General features: G+C 40.3%; 16 protein-coding genes. 6 read left to right on the top strand and 10 right to left on the bottom strand.

Annotation, left to right across the window (positions count from 1 at the left end; genetic code table 11):
* Positions 1–83 precede the first annotated feature (83 nt).
* Complete coding sequence (locus IQ264_RS06600) at positions 84–1,070, bottom strand: peptidoglycan-binding domain-containing protein (RefSeq protein ID WP_193979788.1); 987 nt, start codon at positions 1,068–1,070, stop codon at positions 84–86.
* 574 nt (positions 1,071–1,644) lie between these two features.
* On the opposite strand from IQ264_RS06600, the gene IQ264_RS06605 reads away from it, so the two are divergent.
* Positions 1,645–2,529 carry a YihY/virulence factor BrkB family protein gene (locus IQ264_RS06605; RefSeq protein ID WP_193979790.1) on the top strand — a complete coding sequence of 295 codons (885 nt, stop codon included), beginning with the start codon at positions 1,645–1,647 and terminating at the stop codon, positions 2,527–2,529.
* Positions 2,530–2,720: 191 nt separating this feature from the next.
* On the opposite strand, the gene cphA is transcribed toward IQ264_RS06605, so the two are convergent.
* A complete protein-coding gene (gene cphA, locus IQ264_RS06610) occupies positions 2,721–5,345 on the bottom strand; it encodes a cyanophycin synthetase (protein WP_193979792.1) in 2,625 nt (874 codons plus the stop codon).
* A gap of 17 nt (positions 5,346–5,362) precedes the next feature.
* Here cphA and IQ264_RS06615 point away from each other — a divergent pair, with 17 nt between their 5' ends.
* The 3 genes from IQ264_RS06615 to IQ264_RS06625 all read left to right on the top strand — a co-directional run bounded on the left by IQ264_RS06615 (position 5,363) and on the right by IQ264_RS06625 (position 6,735).
* The gene (locus tag IQ264_RS06615; protein WP_193979794.1) at positions 5,363–5,524 is read left to right on the top strand and encodes a hypothetical protein; all 162 of its coding nucleotides are present in this window, start codon (positions 5,363–5,365) and stop codon (positions 5,522–5,524) included.
* A gap of 6 nt (positions 5,525–5,530) precedes the next feature.
* A complete protein-coding gene (locus tag IQ264_RS06620; protein ID WP_193979796.1) occupies positions 5,531–5,737 on the top strand; it encodes a hypothetical protein in 207 nt (68 codons plus the stop codon).
* A 380-nt stretch (positions 5,738–6,117) separates the two neighbouring features.
* On the top strand, positions 6,118–6,735 hold the full coding sequence (locus IQ264_RS06625; RefSeq protein WP_193979798.1) for a TMEM165/GDT1 family protein: 618 nt from the start codon (positions 6,118–6,120) through the stop codon (positions 6,733–6,735).
* Between the two features lie 343 nt (positions 6,736–7,078).
* On the opposite strand, the gene IQ264_RS06630 is transcribed toward IQ264_RS06625, so the two are convergent.
* Positions 7,079–7,957: a tetratricopeptide repeat protein gene (locus IQ264_RS06630; protein ID WP_322744617.1), complete on the bottom strand. Its 879-nt coding sequence runs from the start codon at positions 7,955–7,957 to the stop codon at positions 7,079–7,081.
* Positions 7,958–8,424: 467 nt separating this feature from the next.
* Between IQ264_RS06630 and IQ264_RS06635 the strand changes: the two genes are divergently transcribed.
* Positions 8,425–9,660: a hypothetical protein gene (locus tag IQ264_RS06635; RefSeq protein ID WP_193979800.1), complete on the top strand. Its 1,236-nt coding sequence runs from the start codon at positions 8,425–8,427 to the stop codon at positions 9,658–9,660.
* A gap of 177 nt (positions 9,661–9,837) precedes the next feature.
* On the opposite strand, the gene IQ264_RS06640 is transcribed toward IQ264_RS06635, so the two are convergent.
* Complete coding sequence (locus IQ264_RS06640; protein ID WP_193979802.1) at positions 9,838–11,031, bottom strand: homocysteine biosynthesis protein; 1,194 nt, start codon at positions 11,029–11,031, stop codon at positions 9,838–9,840.
* A gap of 123 nt (positions 11,032–11,154) precedes the next feature.
* Positions 11,155–11,355 carry a hypothetical protein gene (locus IQ264_RS06645; protein WP_193979804.1) on the bottom strand — a complete coding sequence of 67 codons (201 nt, stop codon included), beginning with the start codon at positions 11,353–11,355 and terminating at the stop codon, positions 11,155–11,157.
* Positions 11,356–11,564: 209 nt separating this feature from the next.
* Between IQ264_RS06645 and IQ264_RS06650 the strand changes: the two genes are divergently transcribed.
* Positions 11,565–12,962: a TldD/PmbA family protein gene (locus IQ264_RS06650; protein WP_193979806.1), complete on the top strand. Its 1,398-nt coding sequence runs from the start codon at positions 11,565–11,567 to the stop codon at positions 12,960–12,962.
* 415 nt (positions 12,963–13,377) lie between these two features.
* On the opposite strand, the gene coaE is transcribed toward IQ264_RS06650, so the two are convergent.
* The 5 genes from coaE to IQ264_RS06680 all read right to left on the bottom strand — a co-directional run bounded on the left by coaE (position 13,378) and on the right by IQ264_RS06680 (position 20,033).
* The gene (coaE, locus tag IQ264_RS06660; RefSeq protein ID WP_228061331.1) at positions 13,378–13,968 is read right to left on the bottom strand and encodes a dephospho-CoA kinase; all 591 of its coding nucleotides are present in this window, start codon (positions 13,966–13,968) and stop codon (positions 13,378–13,380) included.
* Between the two features lie 182 nt (positions 13,969–14,150).
* Positions 14,151–16,961 (bottom strand): EAL and GGDEF domain-containing protein, encoded by a 2,811-nt coding sequence (locus IQ264_RS06665; RefSeq protein ID WP_193979808.1) that lies wholly within the window; start codon positions 16,959–16,961, stop codon positions 14,151–14,153.
* Complete coding sequence (locus IQ264_RS33825; RefSeq protein ID WP_413470335.1) at positions 16,951–17,823, bottom strand: uroporphyrinogen-III synthase; 873 nt, start codon at positions 17,821–17,823, stop codon at positions 16,951–16,953. The genes IQ264_RS06665 and IQ264_RS33825 overlap by 11 nt, the downstream gene beginning before the upstream one ends.
* A gap of 11 nt (positions 17,824–17,834) precedes the next feature.
* On the bottom strand, positions 17,835–18,560 hold the full coding sequence (gene cobA / locus IQ264_RS33830; protein ID WP_193979810.1) for a uroporphyrinogen-III C-methyltransferase: 726 nt from the start codon (positions 18,558–18,560) through the stop codon (positions 17,835–17,837).
* 9 nt (positions 18,561–18,569) lie between these two features.
* A complete protein-coding gene (locus tag IQ264_RS06680; RefSeq protein ID WP_193979812.1) occupies positions 18,570–20,033 on the bottom strand; it encodes a tetratricopeptide repeat protein in 1,464 nt (487 codons plus the stop codon).
* Between the last annotated feature and the right edge of the window lie 190 nt (positions 20,034–20,223).

A 20,223-nucleotide genomic window follows, 5' to 3' on the forward strand; every position in this document is an offset into this window, starting at 1 on the left:
TTGGGTTTCCTCCCAAATTACCATAAACAGAGGATTTCTTTGCAACTTTCTAACCGAGAAAACTTGGGAGGATAGCTTGATACTTATGCAGGAGGTAAAATCAGTCTCTTGAGGACTAATTCTTGATTATCTAAAAATGGATTCATTTGACTAAAATCATATAATCCATTTTTGATATCTCCGGCATATTGACGCATTAGTACTTTACAAGGAACTGGGGTAGCTACTTTAGCTTTGTCTTTATTCCAAGGTGAAATTAGAGCCTGATTACTTCCATAATTAGCCACCCATAAACCATGACATTGTGCGCCAGATTTCATGGCTGTACTTAAGTTTTTAGTAGTAGTACTATCTGCTGCATTCAGATAAACAGCAGGCAATAATCTTACCTTAGTACTGCTTTTAATTACCGCCGTTGACCATCCTAAATAAAAGCCGACAGATAAAGGATCTGTTGGTTCAACATCTAGGAAAAAATAAAACCCGTCTATTTGTTGGGAAGCTAAATAACTTTCTCCAAAAGTGTTTAAAAAATCTCTAGCATGAAGGGTACCTAATTGTTCTCCTATTTGTTGAGTTTCATCTACTCTGTTAGTTTGGCGAGAGACAGGTAAAACTCTAATTCCAGCATCTCGCAGAGGTTTATTTTCCGTAGCTCGGAAGTATGCCCCAGAATTAAGATTACCTTGGAAATATCTGCCCCAAAAACGCGGAAGAGCACCCATTAATTTTTGCGCTTCTGGAATCATGCTAGCTTGGACTCTTTGCAAGCTATCAGCACCAGCAATTCCTCTTAAAGTTAAGGAACTAGGCCATTCTGGTATCCAACCGACGATCTTTTTGTGTTTATCAAGATTAGTCCAAGTAATTGTGCCAACAATACCATCTACCTTAAGACCGAGATTTTTTTGAAATCGATTAACTTCTGCTAATGTTTGGGGGCCAAAATCTCCATCTAAATTCATTGGCCCATAGCCACATCCGTTTAATTCATCTTGCAGAAATACCACCCAATCTCCTTTCATTCCTTGTTTGAGTACGGGGCGGTTTTTGGGTTCAACTCTCAGCATAAATTTTTACCACTTGAACTAATAACAACGTTTTCACGCTAAGTCCATATATTTTGTTTCTGCACTCATTTGAGTATACAGAAAAATTGCTCGATTTTGTTACAAAATTTAACTGAATAGTTCAGCCAAACTCTTGTTTTGTAAATAATCTAGTCAGGAAGAATTTACAGTTTTTCGGAGTTTTCGGGGTGTGGTATGACACCCTTCACTCTGTTGTATTACGGTAAATTAACGAGATTATTTAGTAAAAATTTTAGCAGGAATCTACTGAAAAACCACAATCAATTGAAGGCAGTTTCTCTTGCTAATGGTCATTGTTAAACGATATATGCCTTAGTATTACTAGTTCTTTTATATCTTAACCTGACTACAAACAGATAATTAAGGCAGGGAAAGTCTCTTCTACAAATGCTTTTATTGAACAGTTTACCTAAATGAGTTAATGTATTTTTAGATACCATATTTTTCTTGATTGGGGAACTGTGGGACTGAGCAAATGTAGTCAGTACAATAAATTAAGCTTTGATTATCTGTCAAGTTCAGTTTAAAGTAAGGTAGAAAATTTGGTAAAAAAATGCTGTTAATTCGATTTTTTCGGTTTTTTAAGTACCTCAATTTTACTATTGTGCAGGAAGTATTAAAGCGTACTTTCAGCCAGAGATTACCAGGTTTAGCGGCTGAAATGACTTATCACCTGATGCTGTCTTTGTTTCCAGCAATTATGGCATTTTTAGCAGCAATTGGTTTATTTAATCCCTTAAAAAGTACTTTTCAAACTCTCTTAACTAGAGTGGCAAAAGTCGTACCAGATGCAGTAGCATCTGTCCTTAATAGCTTTATTCAAGAACTACTGAGAACTGAAAGTCAATCATTATTTTCTCTGAGCTTTTTCTTTTGGATTTGGTCGGCTTCTGCGGGAATGAGTGCGGGAATGTATGCGCTGGATAAAATACAGCAAATTCCTGAAGAAGAGATGCGACCTTTCTGGCAAGCTAGATTAGTTTCTATATTACTAACAATAGGAACTATGTTCTTACTGATTAGTGCTTTAGCGTTAGTATTTATTACTGATGTTTTCGTGAATTATGCTGCTAATCAAAATACCTTGATTAGATTTGATATTTTAAGATTTTGGCAACGCTTAAGTTTACCTCTAGCTTTAGGAATTGCGGCGTTAACGATCGCTTTTATTTACCGTTATGGCCCTAGTCGTTGGATTGCCGGAACTCCGATTTTACCGGGGGCTATTCTCGCCACATTAGCATGGGCAATTTTGTCTCAAGGTTTTAAAGTTTATGTAGCTAGTTTTGGTAATTTTAATCGAGTTTATGGGGCTGTTGGCGGCTTTATTGTTCTGCAATTATGGGTTTATTTAAGTTGTTTAGTGTTGTTAATTGGGAATCAGTTAAATATTGCGGTTGGCGAAGCAATGCAGCGAAGTAAAATGTGGAAAATCTAGATTAGGTTTGTTTTTAGTAACTACTGATTTGTCTGAGCGCAGAATTGATATTAAGCCGCTCGGCTATTAGTAGAGGAAATTCAATAGTCAAATGAAGTTACGCAAAAAGTTAACAATTGGGAAAATGGCAAAAAAATCAAGCTAAAAAATAAACTGTAGAGACGTTTCATGAAACATCTCTACAATTAGTGCTATAGCATAGCGGGTTGTTTGAGTAACTCTAAGGCGCGATCGACTTTATCGGGCAAAATTACTACTAAACTATTTTCGGTAGCTTTGAGTAAAGCAGTTTCGATCGCTGTTTGTTCATCCAAAATAATTTCGTAAGAAAAATCAAGTTTTTCTTGTTTAATTCCTTCAGCAATTAAAGCCGCTACTTCCCCACGTTTACGACCGCGATTATCCTCATCTTCCTTGATAATAACTCGGTCGAAAATTTGGGCAGCTAACATTCCTAGTTTATGCAAATCTTGGTCACGACGATCGCCTGGAGCACCAATTACACCGATGCGTTCTCCTGTTGACCAATTGCTCACAAATTGACCCAAAGCTTGATACCCAGCAGGATTATGAGCATAATCCAATAAAACATGGAAATTTGCCAAGTTTATTAAATTCATGCGTCCAGGAGTTTGTTCCACCGAAGCGCGGAAAGTTCTTAAAGCGGTACTAATATTTTCCAAACTCACACCTTGCACGTAAGCAGCAAGAGAAGCAGCTAAAGCATTCGCAATCATAAAAGGTGCTTTTCCGCCTAAAGTTAAGGGAATATTCACCGCTTGTTCGACTTGAATTACATCCTCGCCGGAAAGGAAACATAAATAACCATTGTCATGAACTGCGGCGACTCCACCATTTTTGATATGTTCCCAAATTATGGGATTCCAACGATCCATTGAAAAGTAAGTTACTTTGGCTTTTACTCGATCGCTTTTTCCCATTGTTGCTACTAATGGATCGTCAGCATTTAATACGACAAAACCATTGGGATTAGTTGCTTCAGCAATCACACTTTTAACCTGAGCCATGTCTTCTAAAGTGTTAATATTGTGCAATCCCAAATGGTCATCAGAAACATTCAAAACTACGCCAACATCGCAGTGAGAAAATGCTAAACCTGACCGGAGAATTCCGCCTCTAGCTGTTTCTAAAACTGCTACTTCTACGGATGGGTCTTGTAATATTAATTGGGCGCTTTGTGGGCCAGTATTATCGCCAGGTTCGGCTAAGAAATCACCGATATAAGTGCCGTCTGTGGTGGTGTAACCTACGGTTTTTTTGGTTTGGCGGAAAATGTGAGCAATTAAGCGAGTTGTGGTGGTTTTGCCGTTAGTTCCTGTGACTGAGACAATGGGAATTTGATGTGGGCGATCGGGCGGATATAACATATCCAAAATCGGTGCAGCAACGTTGCGCGGTGTTCCTTCACTTGGTTGCAAGTGCATTCTTAATCCGGGTGCAGCATTAACTTCCACAATTACCCCATCTACTTCAGTTAAGGGGCGAGAAATTTCCGGGGAGGTAATATCAATTCCGGCAATATCTAAACCAATAATTCTCGCTGCTCTTTGAGCGATCCAAACATTTTGGGGATGAATTTCTTCGGTGCGATCGATCGCAGTTCCCCCAGTACTCAAGTTAGCAGTTGCTTTTAAATAGCAGATTTCTCCCTTGTCCAAAATGCTATTTAAATTTAATCTTTGTTCTGCTAAAAGTTGTTCGCTATGTTCATCAATGGTAATCCGAGTCAGGATATTTTCATGCCCATCACCCCGACGCGGATCTTTGTTTACTTGGGCGATTAATTCCGCAATTGTTGATTTACCATCTCCGATGACATGGGCGGGTACTCTTTCCGCTACAGCGACAACTTTGCCGTTAACTACTAATACGCGGAAATCCCGTCCTTTGTAATATCTTTCTACTAATATTCCGCCGGATTTAGATTCACTTTTTGCCAAATCATAAGCGTCTTCGGCATCACGCCAAGAGTTAATATTTAAAGTGATTCCTCTGCCATGATTCCCATCTAAAGGTTTAATTACAATGGGAAAACCAATTTCTGCAATGGCATTTTCTAATTGGCGAAAACGGTAAATTACTGTGCCTTTGGGAACAGGCAAATTAGCTTCCCGCAACATAGTAATTGTGCCTTCTTTATCGCAAGCAAGTTCAGTTCCTAACAAGCTGGTGTTACTAGTTTGGGCAGCAACAATGCGTCGTTGATGAATGCCGTAGCCTAATTGCACAATACCTCTGGCTGGTAATTCTGTCCAAGTAATTTTCCGGGCTTCGGCTTCTTTGAGAATAGATTCTGTTGTTAAACCAAGGGAAATTTCTGCTTTTAATTTTCTTAAATCTTCTAAATCTAATTTTAGTTCTTTTTCGGGATAGTAACCGCGATCGATAATATTTTCGACTAATCTTAATGCGGCTTTTGCTGCATAACGACCTGCGGCTTCTTGGCGGTATTCAAATATGACGCGATAGATTCCTGGTTTGGATGTAGAACGGGCGCGACCAAATTTAACCCGCATTCCAGCTAAGGTTTGTAATTCTAAGGCAACGTGCTCAATAACGTGCCCCATTAATGTACCTTGTTTAACTCGTTTGAGAAAACCTCCGCGATGTCCCGGTGAGCAAAAGTGATTTTCTAAACTAGGTAAGATTTGAACTAAACCTTCATAAAATTCGGGAATCTCGTTGGAATAAATTTCGTCCATTTCTTCGAGATCTAGCCACATTTCAATTAATTTTTGAAAATGAATGCTCCAGTAATTTGGCCCTCTCAGTGTTTGTAGTTTAATAATTTTCATACTCTGCTCAAACTCGCTTGGTTATTACAAAAAATTTTCGGAGATTTTGTGCCGATCGTCGTCCTACAATAGGATCGCCCGATTGGGTGATTCTAGAACCCCAATTTCTTCAAGAAGTCAGAGATGCTAGAGACTATTTTGGCTACCAACTATCGCCGGGACAGTTGGTGGTAACTTGATTCCAGATGGATGATATCTCTAATAAACTTCCTCAGCTATCTCCAAAAGTTAAAGCGACGCAAGCTCGTGATTTAGCAGCTCGTGCTAAGCGAATTAAAGACGCAATCGCACTGTTACAGTCGGAAATTCAGCAGCTAGAATTACAGGGAAATATTGCCCCGACTGACACTTGGGTAATGCGCTATAAAGCTCGTTTTAAAAAAGGTTATTAATTGAATTATTATCAAGAAAGCTTACAATAATTAAAGCGGTATGCCCAACCCATTCAGAACAAAAAATGAAAGAACAATGATAAAAAAGGGCTTGTGCTACTCTAGAAGATAGATGTATAATTACTTATGTAACGAAGGGGAGTAGCTGCTAGCGAATCTAATCAATAGCAAATGAAGATTTAGCTAGCCCATCTGAATCAACATACTGGCGATGAGCCTGGTTCGGGTGACAAGTTTTCCAAGCTCAAGTAAAGTTTGAGCCTACTAATCTTGCAAGCGAGACCTTCACTAAGTTCACAACTGATGTGAGCTTGGTGAAGTCTATTTGCACTCATCAAGCTCACTCAGGGAAAGCAGAAACAAGAGGAGAGTTTGAGAGAATGCTTACAGCTTTTACTGCTGGATTATTATTAATTACAGTTTCAGAATTAGGCGACAAAACATTTTTCATTGCGGCAATTTTAGCCATGCGTCATTCGCGGAGGCTAATATTTATTGGTGCGCTCGCCGCCTTAGCAGCAATGACAATATTATCAGTTTTAATGGGACAAGTCGTATCACTGTTACCGAAATTATATGTTTATTATGCAGAAATTGTGTTGTTTGTTGCCTTTGGGCTAAAGTTACTTTATGAAGCTAGCCAAATGCCAGCTAAAGGTGAATGTGAGGAAGCAGAAGAAGCCTTAGAAGCGGTGCAGAAAGCCGAAGCAAAAATTCGGCATAAGGAGAGTAATTTAGCAGTGGTAATAAAAGCATTTGTGATGACATTTGTAGCAGAGTGGGGAGATCGAACTCAATTTGCGACAATTAGTTTAGCAGCAGGATACAATGCGTTTGGAGTTACCACAGGAGCCATTTTAGGGCATGGAGTTTGTGCTGCGATCGCAGTTACTTGCGGTAGACTAATCGCCAAAAGAATTTCCGAACGCAAGTTAACTGCTGTGGGAGGATTATTGTTTCTCCTGTTTGCATTAGTTTCCTATTTAGAAGGAGTTTAAAAAATTAATTGGTAACTGCTCAAGGATTGTTAATTGAAATGACCAGCAGGGATAAGAATGTATAGATATTGCAATTACCAATTATATGATGTCCGGTTGCACCGGACTTGTGTAGTTGATGTAATTGTAGGGGCGGGTTTAGACGACAATTTTTGATTCTCATACCAATTCTCTGTAAAATTGCGCTTAAATCATAGCCCCTCCCCGTAGACGGGGAGGGGTTTGGGGTGGGGTAAAGGGAGCGCATCTTCATAGAGAATTGGTATCACAAACCACTTGGCAACAAAACCCGCCCTGATTATGCCATGCCGATACAATCGGACACGATATTACCAATTACAAATTAATTCTTACTTTCCGTTTTTTCCTTAGTTGTAGGTGCAGTTGGCGCAGCAGGAGCAGCGGCAGGAGGCGAAGATGCTAATTTAACGATTTGGTCTTTATATTGAGCAGGAGCTAAATTAGCTGCGGAATTGAACAGAGATTTAGCATCATCTGTTTTGCCTTGTTTTTGTAATACCAAAGCCTTAGCTAAAACCGGACGAAAATCTTCCTTATTAGCTTTAATCGCATTATCGTAGACATTAATCGCATCAGCATAGCGTCCCTGTTCAGCATAAACCTGTCCCAACATCAGCTGCACAGAAATTACATTGACAGTGTTAGGCTTAATTTGGTTCAGGTTGGGGGCGCTTTCCAAAGTATCTTGCAGTAAACCAATAGCAGCTTCAGGACGACCTTCAGCCAGTAGCAAACTAACGAGACCTTGTAAAGCCTTGATATCGCCCGGTTGAGATTCTAGAATGGCGCGATAGGCTTTTGCGGCTCCTTCGCGATCGCCAGTTTGTTGCTTAGCTTGAGCCAGGAGTACAGCATATTCAGTGTTTTCCGGCTTCAGTTTCGCCAACTTTTCCAAGGGTTCGATCGTAGTATTCACATCAGCGACTCCCTGACGTACTAACTCTAGCTGAGTAAAGAGCAATCCCTTAAGAGCCGTCTCATTATCAGGCTCTCGTTGAAGGACTAACTGATAACCCTTCGCCTGAGCTTGTAACTCCTCTTGCTTCCCTGCTGGCGTTTGAACAGATGCAGGTGTTCTAGCAGAAGAGGCTTCTTGACTGGGCCTACCACCCAAAAAAGGCATAATAGTGGGAATCACAAAACCGAGAGTTCCCACCAACAGGAACCCAAAAACCAACCAGCGACGGAGCTTTTCAGACACAAAAATTTTTTGAACTCTGATTAATATTATCAACTATGGATCGCTAATGTAACCAGAAGGCTCCAAGGCTCCAGGGCAGAAGGCTTTTATGTTCAACTTTCTAGCTGTTTTCAGCCGATCGATCATTTCTGCTGGGCTGCACTAGGGACACTAGCTATTGAATAAGTAGCGTAAAAGATGAATATTAACTATGCAAATAATTACTGAAACTTTACGGATGAAACAATGTACATATTGCATTGAGTAAAATAGACAGGCTAAAAAACTTGTCGATCGCAATCAACTGCTTTAGTAGTATCGATTGTAAGCATCCTGTAAATCACGAAATGTTCAGCAAAAGAATAGAGTAGTAAATACAGGTTTTGGCTTTTGACTGGTACAGGCGGATCAATTAATCCTGCTGAATCAAACCAGACATTTTCCATTCCGAGCCAGAATGAAGTGTGTCTCCGCTCCAAGGAGTTTTTATGAGTCCCTCTCCCAATTCTAATCAGTTTCCCCAGTCCTCCAACAATCCCGAACCACCCCAAGCAACCGAGCCGCCTGTGGTACGTCGGCCAAACCCGCCTAAAAACGCCCCGACAGCCAAAAGCGAACCAACAGCAACAGGTGATTCTAAAACCAGTCGTGAATCTACCCCGCCCAAAAGTTCTTCGACTCCCAAGAGCGAACCTAAAGCAACTGATGAGCCTAAAAACACTGGTGAACCTAATCCGCCTAAAAGTCCCGCGACTCCCAAGAGCGAAGCTACTTCTAAAATTGCTGTAGTTAGCAAAAGTGAACCTAAAAAAGGTGAACCAACTCCAACTGTGGAATCTCCCGCTACTCCAACGGCTAACTCAGAGACAATCTTTGATGAAGCCACCACTACAATTGAGCAAGATAATCTATCACGGCTACAACCAATTCCACCTCCGAGCGAACCGCTGCAATATCGAGCCATTGGTTTAGTGCGTGGAAAATATGTTGCCAGCGAAGAACAATTTACTCGTGGTAATGTTTTCACAGCAGATGGGAAACAGATTGATGCTGTCTTGCTAGGTCGGGTAATGAGTTTAGTCAAAAATCACCTGGATTTGGCAAACGAACACCTGTGGGTAGTTTATCCGAGAACCAGACAAGAACAAGGCGACCTTCATTTGCAAATTGTTGGTGTTTGGGAACCAGAAAAATTAGATAAAGAGCGTCTAGCTACTGAATCAGAAGCAGAAGCACAAGCAGAAGCACAAGCAGCGCCAGAATCTGCTCAACCAGCAGAAGATGGTTATTTTTCCATTCGTGGTGAAGTGGTTTTCCAATCTCAAGACGAACAAAAAATCATCGTCAAGATTAAGCAAGCACCCAAGAAGGATATTGATAAACCCAAATTCTTCAAATTGACGCTCAATGGTCTTTTGGACAGGAAAGCTGTGGGTTACTTCTGGGACTTTCAGGTGGTTAGAGAAGCTGATTCTCTGGTAATTCGGCAAGCACAAGAGATTGCATCTGTGCGTCAGAGAAGACCAGGAAAACCACGCCCTGGAGGAAAACGCATCGGCGGCAGTGGTGGTCTGGGTGCGAAAAAACCTTGGAAGAAGGATCGTCCCCAGCGTCCAGGCTCTCCAGAGGGTACTTCAGCACCTCCAGGCGGAGCCAACAAACCACTTCCCAAACCAGTTCCGCGCCCCAAACGTCAGCAACCTAGCGGCGAGGCAGGTAGTTAGTTGACATTCCCCCGATCGAATTCGAGGGGATTCTAACGGTTGTCTAATCGGACGGGTTTACCCTCCGATTACACCCTTCGCTAGTTTCTGGCTCAAACTGGAGTTTAGACTATGGCACTCTTGGTGCGATGTCTAAAGGGAAAATTATATAAAATACTACGACCATCTCCCCAGTCCTTATTCTAGTGCGATCGTTGCGCCCCAACGGTCTTGGGGTAGAAATGCCCGATCGATCGGAATAGGGGCAACTCTTTCGGTTAAGGTGAATTTTCCGGCACCGATCCACTGTTTGAGTTCTAGGGCAACTTGGCGTGATAGATAAATGCTGGCGAGGGGAGCAGTTCTTACTTGTTTGCCTTCAATGGTGATGCGACCGGATTTTAGTTGGGCGTAGGTGACTAGTCCAAAGGTGGGACGCACGCGCCGAGGGATGGAAAAATCGACTACTGGTGCGACTAGTTCTTTGTCTTGGACGGCACATTTTTGGATGACTTCTTCGTGTAAGACTGGGATGGGTATGCCGACTCCGAGCATTAGGGAAGGGCCGTAGTTTTTAAAGTAGCAACCGCGCACCCAACGTCTGTCCATTTGTTTGGCATCTCCGATTAAGGCGAGGGTGGCAGCAGGACCGATCGGGGTTTGATTAGGTAAGCGTTTTTGTAGGGTAAAGTTTTGTGTGCCTTCCCAGGCTATGTATCCAATGCCACCACCAAGGAAAATGCGGGTGCCGATGCCGATGATTTCTAGGTTGGGGTCGTTGAATAGGGGGGATATGGCTCCGGGGTTGGAATAAACGGCGTTGCTCAGTCGGGGTTGTAGTGGGCCAAGGTAGGTGTAGAGTGGTCGATCGCCTCCGTTAACTCCGACAATAAAATTTTGATAGATATTTCGCGGATTATATAGATAAAATTGGTTGATGGTATCGCGGGTAATTGTGGTTTCAAAGGAAGCGCGGGGATAGCAATCGGTGACTTGTCCGATCGCTCTTAAATGCACAGCTTTTCCGGCAATTAAATCTTCAATTACATGACCACCACCGCGTTCTTTTGATTCTTCTTCTAAACCATCACCACGTTCGTAATCTACGCTTTGAGTGGCTCCTAAATATAAATCTACTGCCCCAAAACCAGAGTAAGCCAAAATTCCATCTAACCAACAAGAGCGAATTTTAATCGGGGGATCGGTATGGCCTAAATTGATAATCGCTCCTGAAGATTCCATTGGTTCAAAAGTTCCAGTGGTAATTACATCCACTTCTTTTGCTGCTTGGGTGACACCAACTTCTGCAACTCGGACTTTTAATTCTTCTACTGTCCACACTACTACAGTTTGATTGCTTATTTTTTCATTAATCTCAGCAATAGTTCTCATAAAATACCAATTATTTTAATTCTGACTATAGATTTTACAGTTAGTTTTTGTCCAGTCTGTATGGTGTAGCGACCTTACAATTTTAGGATTGTAGAGACGTTGTATACAACGTCTCTACAAGCGTTAATATCTAACCGGAATGCGGAGGATTTTCGGGCTGTAGCAAGCTGTACTTTGGCAGGTATTTGATGAACTAAAGTAAACTAACATCATAAAGACAAACACGATCAACACAAAAATATGAGCCATGAAATCAACTGATGTAAAACCTTTACTTTTGTTTTTATTTCGATGTAGTTCTGCTCGCAAGAAATGAATATTCATAAACTTTTTTTCCTCCAAATGGTAGATGCCGATCGACTCTATATCTTTAACTTTCCCCAATTAACTGTAAAAAATAATACTTACAGTACAGCGTTTTTTAGGAGTTAAGTAATAGGTGTAACTAGTTAACTGTACCGATTCAATTGCACAATAGATCGAATGAGCTCATTTTTCGGTTAACTTAAACTTTTATTCAAGAGTTGCCTGTCATGCAAACTTTACTGATCGATGCGAAAAACTTGCTTTCTGATTTAATGGCTCGTTATCGTTCGCAAGTTGACTATTTGGCGATTCGGCTGGAAGAATCGGAAGGGACTGATATTTTACTGCGAGCAGATAAGATTGAAACCCTTTCCCAAGGCATCTCTCTTGGTGGACAGGTGAGGGCTTGTTATAAGGGGGGTTGGGGTTTTGCTAGCTTTAATCAACTTTCGACACTGAAGGAACGGGTGGAGGAAGCGATCGCAGCTGCCAGAATGGTAGGGGAAGAAGAGACGATTCTCGCACCAATTACACCAGTGCAAGATGTTTGCAGTTTACCTTTAACTGGCACCGATCCGCGACATATTTCTTTGGCGCAAAAGAAAGAGTTGTGCGATCGCTACACGGAAATTCTTCGTAGTCTAGATAAGCGGATTACTACTACTTCAGTCCGTTATGGTGACAGTGCTCAGCGCGTGATTCTCGCCACTTCCGAAGGCACAATATTAGAACAATCTTGGGTGGATATGGAAATGCGCTTCGCTGCTACCGCCAGAGATGGAGAAACTGTACAAACTGGTAGGGAAACTACTGGATCGCGCAAAGCTTATGAGGATTTAATTAGTTTAGATCTCCAAGTTAAAAGTGCTGCACAACGCGCTGTTGATGCTTTAGCTTTACCTCCAGTTAAAGGTAACTCTTACACGGTTGTGATTGACCCAATTTTAAGTGGGTTGTTTGTTCACGAAGCTTTTGGTCATCTTTCAGAAGCAGATATGGCTTATGAAAATCCCGATCTGTTGGAAGTAATGACGATCGGACGGAGATTTGGGCCAAAAGAATTGCAAATTTTTGATGGTGCAGCCCCAGAAGGACATCGAGGTAGCTATTATTACGATGACGAAGGTACGCCAGCAACTACAACCCAATTAATTAAAGATGGCGTTTTAGTCGGAAGATTACATTCTCGTGAAACCGCAGGCAAACTAAACGAAGCTGCTACGGGAAATGCTCGGTGTTTAAATTATCATTATCCCCCATTAGTGCGGATGACTAATACTTGGATTGAACGCGGAAATACACCTGTTAAGGATTTATTTACTGATATCAAAGAAGGGGTTTATGCGCGTAATTGGTTGGGGGGAATGACGAATGGAGAAATGTTTACTTTTAGTGCTGGGGAAGCTTGGATGATCCGCAATGGAGAAATTGCTGAAGCTGTGCGCGATGTAACTCTTTCGGGAAATGTGTTTACTACTTTGGCGGATATTGAAGCGATCGGCGATGATTTTTACTGGGATGAATCCGGTGGTTGTGGTAAAGGTAGACAAAGTGGTTTACCTGTGGGTTGTGGTGGCCCTTCTTTGCGAATTACAAATGTAATTGTAGGTGGAGAAGCTGCTTAACTTCCTGTTTGTAGTAGCGACTTTAGTCGTTGTCGTTTGTAGTAGCGACTTTAGTCGTTGTCGTTTGTAGTAGCGACTTTAGTCGTTGTCGTTTGTAGTAGCGACTTTAGTCGTTGTCGTTTGTAGTAGCGACTTTAGTCGTTGTCGTTTGTAGTAGCGACTTTAGTCGTTGTCGTTTGTAGTAGCGACTTTAGTCGTTGTCGTTTGTAGTAGCGACTTTAGTCGTTGTCGTTTGTAGTAGCGACTTTAGTCGTTTCCTCGTCAGATGGAAGGACTAAAGTCCTCACAACGAACTTTTAATTGGAGGGTTGAATTATGACGGAAACTATAGGAAAAATTTTGCCTTTGGAAAATGGCGATCGTCTAACTCGTGCTGAATTTGAACGTCGCTACAAAACCAGATTTTATTGAAAGCTTAAGAGGCTAATGCAGCATCTATTTGTTGATAAAGGTACTCTAAGCTGCCAGAATTATCTAAAATTATATCGGCTTTTTGACATTTTTCTGCTAGTGGCATTTGGCTGTTAATTCTAGCTTTTGCTTGTTCTAAGGTTAAATTATTCCGTTGCATTAGTCTTTCGATTTGTTGTTGTTCCTCAACAAATACTACCCAGATTTCTGTAACTAAATTAGTTAATTTTGCTTCAAATAGTAGAGGAATGACTAAAATAACTGTGCTGTTTGACGGTAATTGATTCATTGCTTCCGCAAATCTTTCTCTGACATAAGGATGTATTTGTTGTTCTAACCAGATGCGTTCTTCATTGTTGGGAAAAATTATTTCTCCTAATTTTTGCCTATTTAATGTACCATCAGGTAAAAGTATTTCAGTTCCGTAACGTTGAGCAATTTTATCGAGAATTGGAGAACCAATTTGTACGGCTTCACGAGCATAAATATCTGCATCTAAAATTGGTAAATGATAAGTGTTTACTAAATAGTTCGAGACTGTTGTTTTACCAGTACTAATACCACCTGTTAAACCAATTTTGCGCTGAGTCATCATAATCATCCAGGTTCGTTGTAAGGACTTTAGTCCTTTTGTTTAGGAATGTACGACTAAAGTCGCTACAACAGACTTTATTATAATTATTTTGTTATCAATATAAAAATAAGTTGTAGTTTGTTGTGAGCACTTTAGTGCTTTTATTTAGAAATGTACGACTAAAGTCGCTACAACAGACTTTATTATTGTTGATTATTTATATTTTCTGAAATAAAGAGATTATTATCAGAAATTAATGTTTCGGCAGTTTGGCGATCGACAGGTCGAGAAAACAAAAAGCCTTGACTATATTCACATTCTAAAGATTGCAATTGTAACAGTTGTTCGGTGGTTTCTACTCCTTCAGCAATCACATCCATTTGTAAAATGTGAGCTAAAGAAATTATGGTGCGGACAATTTCTAAGCTTTCGTTATCACAAACCATTTGATTGATAAAAGAGCGATCGATTTTTAAAGTATCAATTGGTAGTTGATGCAACCGGGCTAAAGAAGAGTAACCAGTACCAAAGTCATCTATTGAAAGTTGAATTCCCAAAGTTTTTAATTGTTGGAGCATAACTATTTCGGAAGCACAGTTTTCTGTCAAGTTACTTTCTGTAATTTCTATTTTCAAACTTTCTCGGTTAATTCCAGTTTCCTGTAAAATTTGGTCAATGCGTTCTATTAATCCCAATTGTGCTAATTGAGCAGCCGAGAGATTGACGCTAATTGTTAAGGGGAATTTTTCGGGAAATTTATGTTTCCAAATCACCATTTGCTGACAAGCTTCTCTTAATACATACCTATCGATTAAACTAATTAATCCGGTTTCTTCTGCTATGGGAATAAATTCTCCTGGGGAAACCCAACCTCTGGTGGAGTGATGCCAACGAACTAAGGCTTCAAAACCAATTAATTTGCCATTTTTAATGGAAACTATTGGTTGATAGTAAACTTGGAATTCTTTACGTTCGATCGCTCGTCTTAAATCTGTTTCTAACTGCAAACGTTCTATTGCTTGCGTTTGCCATCCTGGTTCAAAAACTGCATAACGAGTTTTACTTAATTGTTTAGTTTGGTGCATGGCTGTATCAGCAGCACGCAGGTAATCTTCTGGTTGTTGATAACCGACAGAACTGAATGCAATGCCAATACTAGTACTAATAAAAACTTCTTGTTCGTCAAGATCGAAAGGATAGCTGAGTGTTTGGTAAATTTGATCGGCAATCTGAGTAGCGTTGCTAGTTTCTCGCAAGTTTGTTAACAAGATAGCAAACTCATCTAATCCTACTTGTGCTACCAATGATTTTTTAGGGTTACTGGAATTTTTGACAATATTATTTATGCCAATAATGGGGTTCGGAAAATTTTGATTTTCCTGGGTTAAATTTGATTCTAAATCAACATCAAAAAATGAGAAATTTCTATTTTGTAAACAATTTTTAATTCGTTGAGCAGCATTGACCAGCAAGCGATCGGCTAAATGATGACCTAAGCTAAATTTAACCATTTGAAAACGGTCTAAGTTCAAAAATAATACAGCAAATAAATTGTCTTGGTTATGTTTTGCTAAGTTAATAGTTTCTTCAAGCCGTTTCAGAAATAAAGTGCGGTTTGGCAATCCCGTAATTGGATCGTAATAGGCATAATGTTGTAATTTTTTTTCTGCTTGTTTGCGATCGGTGACATCTTGTACCATTGATAAATAGTTAATTATTTGATTTTTGGCATCTTTTAACGGTGTATTATGCCACTCGCAAATAATCACCCGACCATCTTTAGTAATGTTTTCCATTAAATTATGATCTATCATTTTTCCTGCTTCTAGTTGTTGGCGAATTTGTTGAATAACTGGTCTAGCGCCGGGGAAATTAATTAATTGTTCGGGGTATTTACCCAATGCTTCTTGTTTGGTATAACCAAAAATTTTTTCTGCTGTTGGATTCCAATCAATAATCCGAAAGTTTTCATCTTTAAGAATACAGCCAATCGGCATTCGCTCGATTTGTAGTTGCAAACTTTCTTGTAGTTGTTTAGTTTGCTCATAAAGTTGAGCATTAATAATTGCCATTGCACAGCGTTCGGCGGTAATTTCTAATAGATGAAGTTCCCGATCGCTAAAAGGATGAATCTTAAACCAATCTACGTGCAACACTCCCACTAAATTCCCATTTCGTTTTAAAGGTACACCCATCATTGTGCGAATATTCAGCTGTTTTAAAATCGGGCTAATTATCAGCGGATTTGCTTGAACATCTTCTATATACAATGGTTGGTGAGAAGCTGCAATAGTACCAGCGAAACCTTGACCGATCGCTACACTAAATCCCGATCGCACTTCTGCTTCAATCCCAATGGTAGCTCGCACGGATATGCGATCGCCTTCTTTTAACAAAATTACGCCTGCATCTGCTTTAATTACCTCCACAATTCGTTGCAGCAATATATTTAGTAAATCAGCTAAGTTTAAGGTACTAACTGCATTAGCTGTCACTTTACTTAAAGCAGTTAAATCTTCTCTTTCTTGGCTTAATTTTTTGACTAATTCTAAACGTTCTTCTTCTGCTTGTTTGCGGTCTGTAATTTCTCGTGCTATTCCAATTAAACCAATAATTTCTCCTTGAGAATTTCGATACACATTTTTTGTGGAAAGATAGACTTGTGTATTGTTGTTAATAAAAACAATCTCCTCCACACTTTCTGACTGACCGCTGCTAATAATTCGGCGGTCATTTTCCATGATTTTTCTCGCTGTTTCTAAGGCAAAAAATTCTGTATCATCCTTGCCAACAATTTCTCCGGCTGGCTTACCAAAAATTTTAGCAATTGCAGCGTTAACAAATAAGTATCTTCCCTGAAGATCTTTGATAAAAATAGCATCAGTAGTATCTTCTATTACTGCCCTAAGAATATTATTACTCTGTGACAAGCTAAATTCCATTGCTTTGCGATCGGTAATATCTTTCGGATTTCTCCTTAAATCAATAATAATTGGCTTTGCTTTAGTCAGCAATAATCTGCCTATTCTCCACCCATTCAACAATGGCTTCAGTTAATCCCCCCAGGGTGTATTCTGTGGCTTCTACATCAAATTTTCCTAATAACTGTTGGCAGGTTTTCGAGGTTTGTGGGCCAATAGAAGCAATAGTAATTTTTTGTAACTTATCTAAGGATAATTTATCTTTTACTAATTGATAAAAATACTGCACGGTTTTAGAGCTAGCAAAAGTAATGATATCTATAGATTCCTGCTGTAATGCTTGTAAAATTTCCGGCGCAATTGAACTAGGACAACCCGACTGATAAGCGGGAACTTCCACCACTTTTGCACCTTTGGCGGTTAATTCTTGGACTAAAACTTCTCTACCGCCTGTTTCCACTCTGGGAAAAAGAATCTTTTGGTTTGGTAATTGTTCAGGAAAATGTTCTACTAAAGAATCTGCCACAAAATCTGGTGGAATAAAGTTAGGAGATAAGCCATATTGTGTTAGAGATGCCGCAGTTTTCTTACCTACCACAGCAATTTTTACTTTCTCTAAAATTTGCGAATTGTACCCTTTGTCTTGCAGTCGGTTAAAAAAGTAATCTACACCATTAGTAGAAGTGAGAATTAACCAGTTAAAAGTATGTAAATTAGCGATCGCTTCATCCAAAGCAAACCAACTGGAAGGAGGAGTAATTTCTAAAGCTGGCATTTCTAGTACTACCGCACCTTGCTGTTGCAACAATTGGCAAAACTCGCTAGATTGTCCAGCAGCACGGGTTACTAATATAGTTGTCCCTGTTAAAGGAAGTTCTGGGTTAATTCGATTCACGTTGTTACTAATTGTAGATTCTGCTTGATAATAAAGTAGTTTAACTGAATCTGCTATCAAAATATATAATTTTAATCGTTAGGCTGCATATAGGGGTGTAACCCTACAACCTCACCAACTACTATTACTGCTGGAGAAAGAGAAACATTAGCTGTTACCTGAACCACATTTTTCAGTTCTGCTGTCCAAACTTCTTGTTCGGGATGTCCCGCCCAACGAATAACTGCGATCGGGGTTTTTGGCGATCGACCAAACCTAACCAACCGACTTACAATTTCCTCAAGATTTCTTCCCCCCATCAAAATCACCAAAGTTTCCATCTGGGAGATAGCCTCCCAGTCTAGTTCATCTGGTTCATGGGCACTAAAAACAGCAAAACAGCGACTTAATACAGGATCGGTTAAAGGAATTCCGGCTAATAAAGGCGCTGCTAAAGCTGAAGAAATTCCTGGTATTACTTCAAAACTACAACCAGCTGTCTTTAATGCTTGAATTTCTGAAGTACTGCGACCAAAAATAAACGGATCGCCACTTTTTAGCCGGACAACTTGTTTTCCTTGCTGACATTGTTCAACTAGCAAGGTATTAATTTCTGCTTGTTTTGTGCTGGGTTTACCACCACGTTTTCCCACATCAAACAGGCAACAATTTGCTGGTACTAACTGCAAAAGTTGGGCATCCACTAACGCATCATAAACCAATACTTCCGCTTGCATTAACACTTTTTGTGCCTGCACCGTCAGGTAATTTATATCACCTGGGCCAGCACCAACAATATAAACTTTGCCTGCTTGCATAGACCTAATTTACTGCTTCGCGCTCAGTTTTTGGATCATCGTATCAATTTTTTGTGCTTCCTCATTTTTACCCTGAGTTGTAAATAACTCCTTAGCTTTTTGCAAACTAGCTAGAGCTTCATTTTTTTGACCTTTTTCAGCCAATCCAATCGCTAAAACATAATGGGCGGGAGCAAAATCAGGCTTCAGGGTAATTGCGTCTTTCGATAAAGCGATCGCCTCATCAACCTTCTTCTCCTTCCCTAAAGCGAAAGCCAACTTCAACTGTGTCTCTAATTGAGCATCAGTTTGTCCCTTAGCTTTAAAAATATCTCTAGCTTTCTGTAAATTAGCGATCGCCACACTATTATTTCCCTGCTGTGTCGCCACCTCCGCCAATATCAAATAAGCTGGAGCAAAATCAGGCTTTAACTGCAACACCTCTTTAGCTTGTGTACTAGCTTCGGCGTATTTTTTTTGTTGTCCAAAAACCACTGCCAACTGCATTTGAGTAGCTGCTAATTGGTCATTTTGTTTTTGCTTTTTAAACAAACTCTTAGCCTTTTGCAAACTACTGATAGCTTCCTCCGGTTTATTTTGTCGCATAGCAATTTCCGCAGACAAAATATAAGCTGGAGCAAAATCAGGTTTCAGCGCAATAGCTTGCTTAATTTGAGTACTAGCCTCATCAAACTTACCTTGTTTTCCTAACAAAGTAGCCAACTGAGCTTGCACACCCGCAGCTTGTTCTTTTTGCCCTTGTTTCTTCCATAAATCCTGAGCTTTTTTCAAACTTTCTATAGCTTCATCATTCTTCCCTTGCTGAGAAAAAGCCGCCGCTAAAAGAATATGAGCAGGTGCCAAATCCGGCTTCAGACGAACAGCTGTTTGTGATTGTGCGATCGACTCATCATACTTCTTCTGTTGCCCCAAAGCCATAGCCAACTTCATCACCGTATCCACATCATCAGGCTTCAGACGCAAAGCTTCTTGATATTGAGAAACCGCTTCATCCAACTTACCCTGACGCTGCAACAACACCCCCAAATTAGAATGAACTTCAAAATTTTTCGGATCTAACTCAATAGATTTACGCCAAAACTCTTCTGCACTTTTTAAATCCTCCTGTTTCGCACTAGCAATTCCCTTTTGATAAAAATCAGCAGCACTACCAGGCGCAGGTGCAGCAGCTAATGTATTAGGTATAGCAGCTGTTGTAGTTGATTGGTCAATATTACTTGGTTGGCTAATATTAGGAAGACTTTCTAAAGTTGAAGTACTCGCACTCGTACCTGGACTAGATTGTGCAATGCTTGTACTCTCCGCAGCCGGAACCGTACTAGGAACAGGTGTCGTAGCCGCAGAAGTAGTAGGTTGCTGAGTCGGTGTAACATTCGTTGACTTCGACGGCGAAGAAGAACAACCAAAAGCCGCAAAGCCAAAGCAAAGTACCGTAATCAGCAGCAGGTGAATAGACTTGTATTTTTCAGACATTCTTAAACAAAGGTATTAACACTAACTCTTAGCCTAGTTTAAGCGTTCAAGTCAAATTAAGACACAAGAAAGGCAGAAGGCAGAAGGCAGAAGGCAGAAGGCAGAAGAAAGGCAGAAGGCAGAAGGCAGAAGGCAGAAGGCAAGAAAGGATAAAGGTTATATTTTCTCCCCATCTCCCCATCTCCCCATC

It is taken from the genome of [Phormidium] sp. LEGE 05292 (genome assembly GCF_015207735.1).
GTDB lineage: Bacteria > Cyanobacteriota > Cyanobacteriia > Cyanobacteriales > Aerosakkonemataceae > Floridanema.

Coding starts and splice junctions, on each gene's coding strand:
- cobA (WP_193979810.1), bottom strand. CDS start 18,560: ATGCAAGCAGGCAAAGTTTATATTGTTGGTGCTGGCCCAGGTGATATA.
- IQ264_RS06600 (WP_193979788.1), bottom strand. CDS start 1,070: ATGCTGAGAGTTGAACCCAAAAACCGCCCCGTACTCAAACAAGGAATG.
- IQ264_RS06625 (WP_193979798.1), top strand. CDS start 6,118: ATGCTTACAGCTTTTACTGCTGGATTATTATTAATTACAGTTTCAGAA.
- IQ264_RS06605 (WP_193979790.1), top strand. CDS start 1,645: ATGCTGTTAATTCGATTTTTTCGGTTTTTTAAGTACCTCAATTTTACT.
- coaE (WP_228061331.1), bottom strand. CDS start 13,968: ATGATGACTCAGCGCAAAATTGGTTTAACAGGTGGTATTAGTACTGGT.
- IQ264_RS06645 (WP_193979804.1), bottom strand. CDS start 11,355: ATGAATATTCATTTCTTGCGAGCAGAACTACATCGAAATAAAAACAAA.
- IQ264_RS06635 (WP_193979800.1), top strand. CDS start 8,425: ATGAGTCCCTCTCCCAATTCTAATCAGTTTCCCCAGTCCTCCAACAAT.
- cphA (WP_193979792.1), bottom strand. CDS start 5,345: ATGAAAATTATTAAACTACAAACACTGAGAGGGCCAAATTACTGGAGC.
- IQ264_RS06650 (WP_193979806.1), top strand. CDS start 11,565: ATGCAAACTTTACTGATCGATGCGAAAAACTTGCTTTCTGATTTAATG.
- IQ264_RS06620 (WP_193979796.1), top strand. CDS start 5,531: ATGGATGATATCTCTAATAAACTTCCTCAGCTATCTCCAAAAGTTAAA.
- IQ264_RS06640 (WP_193979802.1), bottom strand. CDS start 11,031: ATGAGAACTATTGCTGAGATTAATGAAAAAATAAGCAATCAAACTGTA.
- IQ264_RS06680 (WP_193979812.1), bottom strand. CDS start 20,033: ATGTCTGAAAAATACAAGTCTATTCACCTGCTGCTGATTACGGTACTT.